At 69.5% G+C, this 13,234-nt stretch carries 8 protein-coding genes; 4 read left to right on the plus strand and 4 right to left on the minus strand.

Annotation, left to right across the window (positions count from 1 at the left end; translation table 11 throughout):
• Positions 1 to 2 precede the first annotated feature (2 nt).
• Positions 3 to 1,208: an acyl-CoA dehydrogenase family protein gene (locus tag J2728_RS18285; RefSeq protein WP_310001445.1), complete on the minus strand. Its 1,206-nt coding sequence runs from the start codon at positions 1,206 to 1,208 to the stop codon at positions 3 to 5.
• A gap of 174 nt (positions 1,209 to 1,382) precedes the next feature.
• Between J2728_RS18285 and J2728_RS18290 the strand changes: the two genes are divergently transcribed.
• Complete coding sequence (locus J2728_RS18290; RefSeq protein ID WP_310001447.1) at positions 1,383 to 3,035, plus strand: phosphatidylglycerol lysyltransferase domain-containing protein; 1,653 nt, start codon at positions 1,383 to 1,385, stop codon at positions 3,033 to 3,035.
• On the opposite strand, the gene J2728_RS18295 is transcribed toward J2728_RS18290, so the two are convergent.
• On the minus strand, positions 3,032 to 3,247 hold the full coding sequence (locus J2728_RS18295) for a hypothetical protein (RefSeq protein WP_310001448.1): 216 nt from the start codon (positions 3,245 to 3,247) through the stop codon (positions 3,032 to 3,034). The genes J2728_RS18290 and J2728_RS18295 overlap by 4 nt on opposite strands.
• A gap of 292 nt (positions 3,248 to 3,539) precedes the next feature.
• On the opposite strand from J2728_RS18295, the gene J2728_RS18300 reads away from it, so the two are divergent.
• Both J2728_RS18300 and J2728_RS18305 read left to right on the plus strand, forming a co-directional pair.
• Complete coding sequence (locus J2728_RS18300; RefSeq protein ID WP_310001449.1) at positions 3,540 to 6,323, plus strand: peptidoglycan-binding protein; 2,784 nt, start codon at positions 3,540 to 3,542, stop codon at positions 6,321 to 6,323.
• A 178-nt stretch (positions 6,324 to 6,501) separates the two neighbouring features.
• Positions 6,502 to 6,963 carry a DUF3429 domain-containing protein gene (locus J2728_RS18305; RefSeq protein WP_310001451.1) on the plus strand — a complete coding sequence of 154 codons (462 nt, stop codon included), beginning with the start codon at positions 6,502 to 6,504 and terminating at the stop codon, positions 6,961 to 6,963.
• A gap of 9 nt (positions 6,964 to 6,972) precedes the next feature.
• Here the strand turns inward: J2728_RS18305 and pdeM are convergent, their stop codons facing one another.
• Together pdeM and J2728_RS18315 are read right to left on the minus strand one after the other, a co-directional pair.
• Positions 6,973 to 7,680, minus strand: coding sequence for a ligase-associated DNA damage response endonuclease PdeM (gene pdeM / locus J2728_RS18310; protein ID WP_310001453.1), 708 nt, complete (start codon positions 7,678 to 7,680; stop codon positions 6,973 to 6,975).
• Positions 7,677 to 10,247 carry a ligase-associated DNA damage response DEXH box helicase gene (locus tag J2728_RS18315; RefSeq protein WP_310001455.1) on the minus strand — a complete coding sequence of 857 codons (2,571 nt, stop codon included), beginning with the start codon at positions 10,245 to 10,247 and terminating at the stop codon, positions 7,677 to 7,679. The genes pdeM and J2728_RS18315 overlap by 4 nt, the downstream gene beginning before the upstream one ends.
• Before the next feature lie 58 nt (positions 10,248 to 10,305).
• Here J2728_RS18315 and J2728_RS18320 point away from each other — a divergent pair, with 58 nt between their 5' ends.
• Positions 10,306 to 13,161, plus strand: coding sequence for an ATP-dependent DNA helicase (locus J2728_RS18320; RefSeq protein WP_310001457.1), 2,856 nt, complete (start codon positions 10,306 to 10,308; stop codon positions 13,159 to 13,161).
• Positions 13,162 to 13,234: the final 73 nt, after the last annotated feature.

The following is a 13,234-nucleotide window of genomic DNA, read 5'->3' on the forward strand; positions in this document are numbered from 1 at the left end:
CCTCACTGGTGGTCCAGCAGGCCCAGGACGCGCTTGGCGACCACGTTCAGGTTCACCTCGCTGGTGCCGCCCTCGATCGAGTTGCCCTTGGCGCGCAGCATGGCGCGCGGCGCGGCCAGCTCCTCGGCGCCGAAGCCTTCGCCTTCCCAGCCCAGGCCTTGCAGGCCCAAGGCCTCGACCAGAAGCTCGGTGCGCTCCTGGTTCATCTTGGCGGCGGCGTACTTGATGATCGAGACGGCGGCGCTGGGGCCCGAGCCCTGCTTGGACTCGGCTTCGGCGCGGCGGACGGTCAGGATGAAGGCGTGGGCGTCCATGGAATGGGCCGCCAGGCGCGCGCGGAAGTCGCCGTCGGCGATCCGGCCTTCGCTATCGACGCCGATCTCCTTCTTGGCCGCCTCCACGGGCGACAGCCCGCCGCCGCCGCCAAAGCCCGAGGCGCTGATGTTCTGGCGCTCGTACTGGAGCAGGCGCTTGGCGATGTCCCAGCCGCCGTTCAGCTTGCCGACCAGTTGTTCCTTGGGGACCTTCACATTGTCGAAGAAGGTCTCGCAGAAGGGCGAGGAGCCGCTGATCAGCTTGATCGGACGGGCCTCGACGCCGGGCGAGGTCATGTCGAACAGCACGAACGAGATACCCTCGTGCTTCTTGGTCGTGTCGGTGCGCACCAGGCAGAAGATCCAGTCGGCCTGATCGGCGTAGCTGGTCCAGACCTTCTGGCCGTTGATCAGGTAGTGGTCGCCCTTGTCCTCGCACTTGGTCTGCAGGGAGGCCAGGTCCGAACCGGCGCCAGGCTCCGAATAACCCTGGCACCATCGGATTTCGCCGCGGACGATCTGCGGCAGGAAGCGCTGCTTCTGTTCCTCGGTGGCGTATTCGAGCAGCACCGGGCCCAGCATCCAGATCCCGAAGCTCATCAGGGCCGGGCGAGCCTTGAGGCGGCGAAGCTCCTGCTCCAGCACCTTGTTCTGGGCCTTGGAGAGGCCGCCGCCGCCATATTCCTTGGGCCACATCGGCGCCGTCCAGCCGCGCTCGGCCATGCGCTCCAGCCAGAGCTTGGCGTCGGGATTCTTCCAGACCATCTTGCGCCCGCCCCACGGCGCCTCGTCCTCGGCCATCGGCGCGCTCAGGGACTTTGGATAGTTGGCTTCCAGCCAGGCGCGGGTCTCGGCGCGGAAGGCGTCGAGTTCGGTTCCCCCGAAATCGGCCATCGTCTCATCTCCCTAAGCGAACGATCTTTCTTGCAACCACACTACGCCTCGCGTCGGCTCGGGCAAGTCGATTCAAACGGTCGTTCGCCGCAAGGGCCACGACCACTTCACACTTTGCGGGCTATATGAGGCGGTTACTGGATCCCTTCGGGGATTCGTCGTTACGGGATCTGGATGTCCTCGACCGTTTTCAGGCCCGCGGCTCTCGCGATCGCCCCCACCTTGGCGGCGATCCTGACCGCGTCGGCCGGGGTCATGCTTCTGGCCTCGGGAGCCACGCCCTCCGAGCCCACCCGCTTCCTGCTGCTTCTGGCCTTCGCGCCCGAGCTGCTGATCGAGATCAGCCACTTTTTCTCGTCGATCCTGGGGCTGGTGCTGCTACTGCTGGCCTTCGGCCTGCGCTCGCGCTTGGGCGCGGCCTGGTGGGCGGCTCTGATCGTGCTGGCCTCGTCGGCGGTTCTGGCGATCTTCAAGGGCCTGAACTGGGAAGAGACGGCCATGCTGCTGCTCTGCTTCCTGGCCATCGCGCCGTTCCGGGAGGCGTTCCCGCGCCGGGCCGCGCTGTCGAAGATGGAGATCACGCCGGGCTGGCTGTTGTCGGCCGCCGCCGCGATCGGCGGCGCGGGTCTGCTGGGCTGGTGGTCGTTCCACCACACCGAGTTCGCCGACAAATCCTGGATCCGTATCCTGCAAGACCATGACGAGGCGGCGCGGGCCATCCGCTCGTCGGTCGCCGCCGCCATCGTGCTTCTGGCCGTCGGCGTCTGGCGCCTGATCTCGACGGCCGCGACGCCGGCCGTGGTCGACGACACCGATCCGGAGTTCGATCGAGTCCGCGCCATCCTGGCCAAGGCCGAGGACGCCGAACCCAGCGCCAATCTGGCCCTGCTGGGCGACAAGCGTTTCCTGTTCTCGGCGTCGGGCGAGACCTTCCTGATGTTCGGCGTGCGCGGGCGCTCCTGGATCGCCCTGGGCGCGCCGGTCGGTCGCAGCGACGAGCGCATGGAGCTCTTCTGGCGTTTTCGCGAACTGGCGGACGCCCACGCCGCGCGCGCGGGCTTCTATGGCCTGGGTCCCGACGACCTGCCCGACACCGTCGACCTGGGCCTCGCCATCCAGAAGACCGGCGAGAGCGCGGCCGTGCCACTAGAGGCGTTCAGCCTGGTCGGTCGCCGTCGCGAGGTCCTGCGCCGCAACTGGCGCAAGGCCGGGGAGGGCGGAGCGGCCTTCGAGATCCTGCCCGTGGGCGCGGCCAACGCGATCATGGACGAGCTGAGGGCGATCTCCGATTCCTGGCTCAGCCACCACGCCGGCGGCGAGAAGAGCTTCTCGATGGGCGGCTTCGACCCGCGCTACGTCGCGGAGTTCCCGGTGGCGGTGGTGCGCGGCGAGGAGGGCAAGATCGTCGCCTTCGCCACCCTATGGCTGACCGCCTCCAAGACCGCCTTCTCGATGGACCTGATGCGCTACTCCGACGAGGCGCCCAAGAACGTCATGGACTATCTGTTCGTCGAGCTCCTGCAGTGGGGCAAGGACGAGGGCTATCAGGCGTTCGAGTTCGGCGTGGCGCCCCTGGCCGGGCTGGAGGACCGCCGCCTGGCGCCGATCATGTCCCGGGTCGGCCGGCTGCTCTACGAGCGCGGCGAGGAGATCTACAATTTCCAGGGCGTTCGGCGGTATAAGGACAAGTACGACCCCGTCTGGCAGCCGCGCTACATTGCCGCGCCCCAGAAATGGGCCATCCCTTTTCTGCTCGCCGACATCGGTTTGCTGTCCTCGGGAGGGGTCTCGGGGCTGACGAAGCGCCCGAAGAAGGCCGCGACCTAGTAGCGCGGTTGGTTGCCGGTCTGGACACCCAAAAGGTTCGCCAGATGCACCATCATCAGCATCAGAGCGACGACGCAGGCCATCATCAAGGGACGCCAGGGCACCATGCGCGGGCCCTTTAAAACATTGATCGGACGGGCGCCGAGCCAGCCGCAGAGAACGGCGAGAACAAGGAAAAGGGCCGAGGCCGCGAGGGTCAGGGTCAGGTCCATGGCGGCTTCTAGGCCCGCGACAATATGCCTGGCAAATGGTTAAGTCGCGTTAACCCTCTTGCTTTTGAACCGCGCTACAGAACTACGGACGCGTGTCCCGATTCCTCCACAGTGATTTGGCAAGGCGCTATATCTAGCGTTTACGTCGCGTTTACACCCCAGGAATCGCTGACTAGCGTTTTCCCCAGATGCGGGGAGATAGATTCGCATGACGGCGGCTTCGCCATGGAGCGTTAAGGGGATAGACCCCAAGGCACGGGAGGTCGCTAAAGACCTCGCGCGTCGCTCCGGCATGACCTTGGGCGAATGGCTGAACCGGATGATCATCGAGGGCGATGGTCAGGCCGACTATCGCGCCGCCGAAGAGTCCTCCAGCCGCGCCCATCTTGAAGTCGTCCGAGACCAGCCCTCGCGCGCCGAGATCGCCGAGCAGACCGACCAGGTTGGCCGCGTCGCCGTGGCGCTCGATCGCCTGACCCGGCGGATCGAGGTGGCCGAGGGCCGCAACGCCGCCGCCATCTCCGGCATCGACCATTCCGTCCGCGACGCCATCGCCCGCCTGAGCCGCGCCGAGCGCGAACAGATCGCCGTCGCCGCCCGCTTCGAGGGCGCGGTGGACGATCTGAAGACCGAACAGGTCCGTACCGCCGAGCGCGTGCGCCGGATGGAGGCCGAGGCGGCGGGGCCGCGCTCGGTGGAGGCCCTTCGCGCTCTGGAAGGCGCCCTGGGCAAGGTCGCCGGCCATCTCTACGACGGCGAGGCGCGCACCCGCGAAGCCATCGCCGCCCTGGAAGCGCGCCTCGACGCGCAGGCCGCGCCTCAGCCGCAAGACCCGAATGAACTGGTCGAGGCCGTCGTGGCTCGCCTGGGCGAACGGCTTGAAGCCGCCGAGACCCGGACCAGCGAAGCCCTGCGTGAGCTCGGCGCCTCGTTCTCGACCCTCGACGAGCGCCTCGGCGTCGTGGAGATCGCCAACCCGGCGGCCGGCGTGCAAGAGCGCCTCGACAGCCTGGCCGCCACGCTGAGCGAAAAGATGGAAGCCGCGCGCCTGGAGATGGCCGAGCGGCTGCGCGAGACCGCCGACGGCCGCTTCGATCGCATGGAGCGAAAGCTCGGCGAGATGGCCGCCCATGTCGAGGCCGCCGAGCAACGCTCGGCCCAGGCCATCGAACGGATGGGCCGCGAGGTCGTCAATGTCGCCGACGCCTTCAACCGTCGCGTCCAGACCGCCGAAAACCGTAGCGCCGCCGCGATCGAACAGGTCGGCGGCGAGGTCGCCCGCATCGCGGCCAGCGTCGAAACCCGCCTCAATCGCGCAGACAGCGTCCAGGGCCAAGCGCTTGAAAAGCTTGGCGCGGAGATCGCGCGCATCACCGAACGGCTGACCGAGCGCATCGGCAGCGCCGAGCGCCGCAACGCCCTGGCTATCGACGATGTCGGCGAGCAGGTCGCGCGCGTGACCGAGCGCCTGAACCAACGCCACGAACGCTCCAGCCAGGAGCTGCTGGACCGCATCCGCCAGAGCGAGGAGCGCACGCTCCGTATGCTCGAGGAAGCGCGTGACAAGATCGACCATCGTCTGCACGAGATCCCGCGCAGGCCGGAACCCGTCGCGCCGCCCCCCGCGCCCGATCCCGTCGCCGAGTTCGTCCCGCCGCCCGCCTCTCCGTTCGAGGACGACATTGTCCTTGGCGAGGCCTCGCCGTTCGCCGATGACGTCTTCGACGCGCCGTCCTCGGCGGACCGCGACCTCGACGCCGCGGAATTCCCGCTGGACGACGCCGAGGATGAGGGGTTCGACGACGAAGACTTCGCCTTCGCGGGCGCGTTGGACGAGGAAGAAGACGAGATCGCCGCGGCTCCCGAAGCGGACGCTCCCCGGGCCGCGCCGGTCGAGCCCGAACGCCCGCTGTCGACTCGCGAGATCATCGAACAGGCGCGCGCCGCCGCCCGCGCCGCCGCCGCCGCGGACGCCAAGGGCCTCGGCGCGGGCCGCAAGGCCAAGACCGAGAAAACCGGATCGCTGTTCGGCGGCTTCGGCGCCTTCTCCTCGAAGAAGCCCAAGCGTCGCATCGGCACGACGATCGCCAGCGTGGCGGTCGCGATTGGCAGCGCCGCCGTGGTGGGCGCCTGTGTCGGCGGCCTGCTGCTGCTGGGCGACCAGAACGCCAGCGGCGCGCCTCGCGTGGCTCAGGCGCTGGTGAACCCAAAGCCGGTTCAGGCCGTCGCGGCCCCGAACGGTTCGCGCGCGTCGGTCGCTCTGGCGAACACGCCCGCCTCGCCGGTCCAGGCCGAAGCCGCCGCGGCCTTGCCGACCCTGTCCGACGAGGCCAAGGCGCTGTTCGCGGCGTCCATCCGCAAGATCGAGACCGGCGACCGCACGGGCCTCGAAGGCCTGAAACGCGTCGCCAATGGCGGCGACCCGGCGGCTCAGTTCTATCTGTCCAAGCTGCTCGAGAGCGGCAAGGGCGGCGTCAAGCGCGACATGGTCGAGGCGCGCCGCTGGAGCGAGCGAGCCGCCAACGGCGGCGATCCGCGCGCCATGCACAACCTGGCGCTCTACTACTTCAAGGGCGAGGGCGGTCCGCGCAACTCGACGACCGCCGCCCTGTGGTTCCGCAAGGCCGCCGACACCGGCCTGGTCGACAGCCAGTTCAACCTGGCCCAGCTGTACGAGAGCGGCCTCGGCGTCAGCCAGAACGCCGCCGAAGCCTACAAGTGGTACGTGATCGCCGGCCGGGCTGGCGACGCCACCGCCCGCGGCCGCGCCAACGCCCTGCGTCCGCAGCTGACGGCCGAGGCCCTGGGAACGGCGGATCGCTCGGCCCAGGCGTTCCGCGCTCAGGCTCCCGTTCAGACCGCCGCCCTGGCCCCGGCCAGCGCCCGCGCGAGCGGCGATCTCGGCGTGGCGCAGCAGGCCTTGTCGCGGCTCGGCTACTATCAAGGTCCGCGTGACGGCGTCGCCTCGCCGGCGCTGCGGATGGCCATCGCCGCCTTTCAGCGCGACCAGGACCTGCCGGCGTCGGGCGAGGTCGATGGCGAGACTCTGAGCCGGCTGACGACCTCCGCCCGCTGATCCGTGTCGAGGCCGAATCCGCTAACATCATCCCGCGTTTGAGAGCGAATAGGGCGATCCGCCAGGGGGGACCCCGCGATTTCGCCAAAGATCGTCCGTGGACCTCTGGCTTCGTGTCGGTAATAGTCCCGGGCGGGGCAGGGGAGGCGGCCTTGGTCGCCTTCCGAAGGAGTTGATCATGAACGAGTCCGTGGGCGCGCGGACGCCGGTTCCTCCGGCGGTATGGGTTTTCGGGCTTTCGACGCTCATTCCATTCTTCGTCTCGGCGGCTTTGTTCTGTTATGGCTCCGCCAATGTCCGGGGCCCTTCCCTGGTGGCGCTGCTGGCCTATTCGACCGCTATGGTGTCGTACTTCGGCGGCGTGCGCACGGGCCTGGAGATCGAGAACCCCAGCCCGCGTTGGTCGGTCCTCGGGCTTTCGCTGCTGTTTCCGCTGGCCGGGTTCGGCCTTTTACTGGGCGAGCTGAAATTCGATCCCGCCTGGCAGCTTTCGGGCTTCCTTCTCGTCCTGCTGCTGCAATGGGTTTGGGATGTGACCGACCATGACGGCCCGACTTGGCGTCCGCGCATGCGCACTCTGCTGACCGCCGGCGCGGCGATCTCCTTGGCATTCTCGCTGGAGCAGGCGCTGCACATGTGAAGCCGCGGCCTAGTCAGGCCGCAGAGACTTCACGCCCACCGCATGGACTCGCTTGGGGCCGAGGGCCCCGGCCAGCATCGGCCCGCCGAACAGGTTCGAGAACGCTTCGTCCAGGATATTGAGCCCGCCGGTGAAGGCGCCGAACGCCGGCAGCACCAGCCGCTGGCCATCCGTGACGAAGCATCGCCGCCGAACGGTTCCTCGCCCGCTTGAGACCTTCGCTGCCGGATGCAAGTGGCCCGCCACCTCGCCCAGCTGAACGCCCGGCTGGGGCTCGTGGCGCAGGGTCAGCCCCATCAGGGCGGCTTCGTCGATGATATCGCCCGGCAGGGCCTTGGGCCCGTCGGCGTCGTGGTTGCCCACCGCCCAGACGAGTTCGCGGCCCAGCGCCAAGCCTTCCAGACGCCGGTAGTCGTCCGCCGCCAGACGCGTTTCGCCGTCGCCGTCGTGGAAGCTGTCGCCCAGGAAAACCAGCCGCTCGGGCGAGAGCAGGGCGATCTCGCGGTCGAGCCGGTCCAGGGTCTCGCGCGTGTCGTACGGCGGCAGCATCTGGCCAAAGCGCGCCGCGTAGCTGCTGCCCTTCTCGAAGTGCAGGTCGGCGACCACCAAGGTTCGCTCGGTCTCCAACCATAGGGCGCCGGACCAGCGCAGCATGACCTCGATGTTCGAAAGCGCGATCCGCAGGCCGCCGCAGGGGGACGGAGAAAAGCGCGTCACGACATGGCCTCGGCGATCAGGTCTTCCTCGGCCTCGGCCAGGATCATCTCGCCGGCGGCGTCGCCCGGCGCGCGTTCGCGGCCGATCTCCAGCATGATCGGCACGGCGAAGGGCGAGACGCGGTCCAGCGTCGCGTGGCGGATCCTGCCTCGCACGCGCGAGAGCATGTCGCCCAGGCGGGCGATGTCCAGCATGCCGGTCGCCGCGTCATGGCGGGCGCAGCGGAGCATCAGGTGGTCGGGTTGGTGTTTGCGCAGCACGTCGTAGATCAGGTCCGTCGAGAAGGTCACTTGCCGCCCGGACTTCTCCGCGCCGGGATGGCGGCGCTCGATCAGGCCGGCGATCAGGGCGCAGTGCTTGAAGGCCCGCTTCATCATGAAGCTCTCGTCCAGCCAAGCCTCGAGGTCGTCGCCCAGCATGTCCTGGGCGAACAGTTCGTCGAGATCGAGGCCGTCCATCGGCCGCAGGGACCAGATGTTCAGCGCGTAGTCGTTGCAGACGAAGCCCAGCGGCCCGACGCCCAGCCGATCCAGTCGCCGCGTCAGCAGCATGGCCAGGGTGGTGTGGGCCAGGCGGCCGTCGAACGGATAGCAGACCAGGTGGAACCGCTTCCCACGCGGGAACGTCTCCAGCAGCATCTCGCCCTCGTCCGGGATCACCGAGCGGATCTTCTGCCAGGCCAGCCACTCCTGGACGTCGCCGGGTAGGGCGGTCCATTCGCGCTCGTCGTGCATCATCTGGCGCACGCGGCCGGCCAGATAGGTCGAGAGCGGGAACTTCGAGCCGCCCCAGCTGGGCATCTTCGGATCGTCGTTCGGGGCGGGCGTGACGAAGGCGTCGGCCCCGATCAGGCTGTTGTAGCGCCAGACCTGGCCCGCGAAGACGAAGGTGTCGCCGGGCGTCAGCTGCTCGAAATAGCCTTCCTCGGCCTCGCCGATCTTGCGCCCGCCCATCGGACGACGCCCGCCGCCGATGCGGATATTGATCATGCCGGGCGAGACGATGGCACCGACGTTCATCCGGTGCTGCTGGCGGGCCTGGGCGTTGCGGGCGGTCCATAGCCCGTCGGCGTTCTTCACGATGCGCCGGAACTTGTCGTAGGTGCGCAGCGCGTAGCCGCCGGTCGAAACGAAGTCGACGACGGTCTCGAAGTCCTCCCAGGTCAGCTCCGCATAGGGGCCGGCCGAGCGGACCTCGTCATAGAGCGCGGTCATCTCGAACGGCTCGGAGCAGGCGCACCCCATGATGTGCTGGGCCAGGGTGTCCAGCGTGCCCACGCGCGGCGGATCGCCGTCGAGGTGGTTCTCCAGGATGGCGTCGGCGGCGGCGCGGCACTCCAGCATCTCGAAGCGGCTGGCGGGCACGAACAGGGCGCGGCTGGGCTCGTCCAGGCGATGGTTGGCGCGGCCGATCCGCTGGACCATCCGCGAGGCCCCCTTGGGCGCGGCCAGCTGGATGACCAGATCGACGTCGCCCCAGTCGATGCCCATGTCCAGGGTCGAGGTGCAGACCACGGCCCGCAGCGCGCCGCGCGCCATGGCGGCCTCGACCTTGCGGCGCTGTTCGGCCGAGAGGCTGCCGTGGTGCAGGGCGATCGGCAGGTCGTCCTCGTTCAGCTCCCACAGCCGCTGGAACGCGAACTCGGCCTGGAAGCGGGTGTTGACGAAGACCAGCGCCGTCTTTGACGACTTGATGATCTCATAGACCTCGGCCATGGCGTGCTCGGCCGTATGGCCGGCCCACGGTACGCGACCGCCGGAGACCAGCACCTCGACGACCGGCTGCGCGCCGCCCGAGCCGAGGACGAGGTCGATCGAGGGTTTGAAGTCCTCCCCCCGTGGGGGAGGTGTCGCCGGCACGGCGACGGAGGGGGGCGTGGCGGGGGCGGCAGGACTTCCCCCTCCGTCCGCTTCGCGGACACCTCCCCCGCTAGGGGGAGGATTTCCGTTCCAACCCAGCCACTTCCGCACCAGGTCCGGATCATCGACCGTCGCCGACAGCCCCACCCGCCGCATCTTCGGCGCGAACCGCTGCAGCCGCGCCAGGCCCAGCGCCAAGAGGTCGCCGCGCTTGGACGGCCAGATGGCGTGGGCCTCGTCGATGATCACGCAGGAAAGGTCGGCGAAATACTCGCGCGCGCCCTCCCAGGCGCAAAACAACGCCAGCTGCTCGGGCGTGGTCAGCAGGATGTCCGGCGGCCGGACGCGCTGGCGGGCCTTGCGGCTCTCACCGGTGTCGCCGGTGCGGCTCTCGGCCACGATCGGCAGCCCCATCTCGCGGATGGGGGTGAGGAGGTTGCGCTCGACGTCGACGGCCAGCGCCTTCAGCGGCGAGATGTAGAGGGTGTGGACGCCGGCCGGCGCGTTGCGCGGCGGGCGCTCGGCCAGCTCGATCAGGCTGGGCAGGAAGCCGGCCAGGGTCTTGCCGCCGCCGGTCGGCGCGATCAGCAGCGCCCCGCGCCCCTCACGGGCTTTCTCCAGCATCGCCAACTGGTGCGCGCGCGGGCTCCAGCCACGATCGGCGAACCATTGCTGGAAGCGAGGGGGAAGGGCGTCAGCCGCGAGCATTCATCGCCATATAGCATGTTCCCTTTCTGTTTCACCCGGCTTTTGCTAACAGACTCAAGTGACCGCCTTCCCGCCGACTCTGGACCTGGCTCCGGCCCTGGTCGTCCTGCCCGGGCCCCGCGCCGGCATGGCCGACGGCGGGGGCGAGGGGCGCATGCTGCGCGCCCCGGATGCGCGCGATCTGTTCGAGCATGGTCCAGTTCTGGTCGCCCACGCGGCGATGACGGCGCGGCGGCTGAACCTATCGCCGCCGGCCCGGGGACAGCGTCTGTTCGACGTGCTGGAGTTGCACGCGTTCGTCCGACCCGGCGCCTTCTGCGCGCCCTCGGCCGTGGGCTTGGCCATGGCGCTGGGCTTGCCCGAGCCGCACGGCGCCGCCCAGCAGGCCCAGAGCCTGCGCGAGAGCGCCGACGCCCTGCTGCGCGAACTGGCCCTGACGCCGGTGCCCTCGCGTGAGGAGGCCCTGGCCGTCGCCGAGACCCTGGCCAAGGCCGGCTGGTCGTGGGGACCCGCCGCGATCGGCGCCCTCCGCTCGGTCCCGGTCGGCAATCAGTTCCGCGGTTCGGGCCTCGACGTCTGGGCGCGGCTCGCCGAATGGGAGGACCAGGCGCCGCCGGGCGAGGCCGGATCGCGACCGATCGATCCCGAACGCGCGGGACAGCGCCTGACCGAGCTTCTGCAACGCTCGGGCCTGGAGGAGGTCCGCGAAGCCCAGGCCACCTTCGCCAAGGAGGCGTCCTACGCCTTCCAGCCACGCGAGCGGGAAGGCGAGCCGCGCATGATGCTGGCCGAGGCCGGCACGGGCGTTGGCAAGACGCTCGGCTACCTGGCGCCCGCCTCGCTGTGGGCCGAGGCCAATGGCCCGTCGGTGTGGGTTAGCACCTACACCCGCGCCCTGCAGCGCCAGATCGAGCGCGAGAGCCGGTCGATCTATCCCGACCCCAAGGAGCGGGCGAAGAAGGCGGTGGTCCGCAAGGGCCGCGAGAACTACCTGTGCCTGCTGAACTTTCAGGAGCAGATCAACGGCGCCCAGCTGGGCAATGGCGACCTGATCGGCCTGGCCTTGACCGCGCGCTGGGTCCGCGCGACGCGCGATGGCGACATGACCGGCGGCGACTTCCCTGCCTGGCTGCCGACGCTCTCGGCCGTGCCGCCTTCGGCCCAGGCCAGCCCAGCGAACCTGGTCGACCGGCGCGGCGAGTGCATTCATGCCGGCTGCCAGCACTATCGGATCTGCTTCATCGAAAAGGCCGTGAGGGCCTCCAAGCGCGCCGACATCGTCATCGCCAACCACGCCCTGGTGCTCACCCAGGCCGCCTTCGACGGCGCGCGGACGGCGCGGGGCCTGAAGGGCGACAACGAGACCACCAGCCTCAAGCGCATCGTCTTCGACGAGGGCCACCACCTGTTCGAGGCCGCCGACAGCGCTTTTTCCGCGGCTTTGTCGGGCGCGGAAGCGGCGGAGCTGCGGCGCTGGATCCGAGGACCCGAAGGTCGTGGCCGGCGGGGGCGGGGGCTGGAGGCCCGGCTGCTCGACATCCTGGGCGACCGCGAGGGGGCCCGGCAGGCGATGGGTCAAGCCATCCACGCCGCCGCCGCCTTGCCGGGCGAGGGCTGGTCGGGCCGCGTCGCGCCGCCGGACGGCCAGATCAATCCGATCGGTCCGATCGAGAACTTCCTGGTCGCCGTGATCGAGCAGCTTCGCGCCCGGACCAGCGATCGGGGCGGGGCCGACCTTGGCCTACAGTGCGACGCCCGCCCGCCGATCGACCTGGTCCGCGAGCGCGCGCCGGAGGCCGCCAAGGCCCTGGCGGCGATCGAAGCGCCGCTGCTGGCCCTGGCACGCGCGCTGGAGGACGTGCTGGACGAGGAGGCCGAGCACCTCGCGCCGTCTGAGCGCGCCCGCATCGAAGGCGCGCTGCGGGGCCTGGACCGGCGCGCCCGCATGACCCTGCCGGCCTGGCGCTCGATCCTGAAGGCGCTGGAGGAGGACGACGTCGATCCCAGCGAGACCGACCCCGACTTCGTCGACTGGTTCGAGGCGACCTTCCTCTACGGCCGTGTCGTCGACGCCGCCTGTCGCCGCCACTGGGTCGATCCGACCGAGCCGCTGCGCGCGGCGGTGTTGTCGCCGGCGCATGGGGTGCTGGTGACCAGCGCCACCCTGGTCGATCCCGCGCTGGAGGACCCGTTCGCTCTGGCCGAGATGCGCACGGGCGCCGCCCGCCTGCCGTCGGCGCCCAAGGTGCTACGGCTGGTCTCGCCGTTCGACTATGAGAACCACGCGCGGGCCTTGGTCGTCACCGACGTCAACAAGGAAGACCCGCGCCAGGTCTCGGCGGCGATGCGCGAGCTGTTCCTGGCGGCTGGCGGCGGCGGGCTTGGCCTGTTCACCGCCATCCGCCGCCTGAAAGCCGTGCACGAGCGCATCGCCGCGCCGCTGGCCGACAACGGCCTGGCGCTCTACGCCCAGCACGTCGATCCGCTGGAGGTGGGGGCGTTGGTCGACATCTTCCGGGCCGAGGAGGACGCCTGCCTCCTCGGAACCGACGCCATCCGCGACGGGGTGGATGTGCCGGGGCGGTCGTTGCGCCTGCTGGTCTTCGATCGGGTGCCTTGGCCGCGTCCGGATGTCCTGCACAAGGCTCGTCGGCTGCGCTTTGGCGGCAAGGGCTATGACGATGCCGTGGCGCGTGCGCGGATCAGCCAGGCGTTCGGCCGCCTGATCCGTCGCGCCGACGATCGCGGAGTCTTCGTGATGCTCGACGCCGCCGCGCCGACGCGATTGTTCTCCAGCCTGCCGGACGGCGTGAAGATCGAGCGGGTTGGACTGGTCGAGGCGATCGAGGCGACGGCGGCGTTCCTGGCCAAGAAGGATCGGGACGGACCGACCGACGATTTGGCGGCTTCCTGACTTAAAGCCGTCGAATTTCCGCAATGAGGACGTCCTAAAACTCGGTCATGGGGAGAGCCAGTACAGGAGCGTA

This window comes from Caulobacter segnis (assembly GCF_031454995.1).
GTDB classification, from domain to species: domain Bacteria; phylum Pseudomonadota; class Alphaproteobacteria; order Caulobacterales; family Caulobacteraceae; genus Caulobacter; species Caulobacter segnis_E.

What these genes read in the sequence shown, in the direction of transcription:
- J2728_RS18285 (WP_310001445.1), bottom strand. Translation starts at nt 1,208, where the DNA reads ATGGCCGATTTCGGGGGAACCGAACTCGACGCCTTCCGCGCCGAGACC.
- J2728_RS18290 (WP_310001447.1), top strand. Translation starts at nt 1,383, where the DNA reads ATGTCCTCGACCGTTTTCAGGCCCGCGGCTCTCGCGATCGCCCCCACC.
- J2728_RS18295 (WP_310001448.1), bottom strand. Translation starts at nt 3,247, where the DNA reads ATGGACCTGACCCTGACCCTCGCGGCCTCGGCCCTTTTCCTTGTTCTC.
- J2728_RS18300 (WP_310001449.1), top strand. Translation starts at nt 3,540, where the DNA reads ATGACCTTGGGCGAATGGCTGAACCGGATGATCATCGAGGGCGATGGT.
- J2728_RS18305 (WP_310001451.1), top strand. Translation starts at nt 6,502, where the DNA reads ATGAACGAGTCCGTGGGCGCGCGGACGCCGGTTCCTCCGGCGGTATGG.
- J2728_RS18315 (WP_310001455.1), bottom strand. Translation starts at nt 10,247, where the DNA reads ATGCTCGCGGCTGACGCCCTTCCCCCTCGCTTCCAGCAATGGTTCGCC.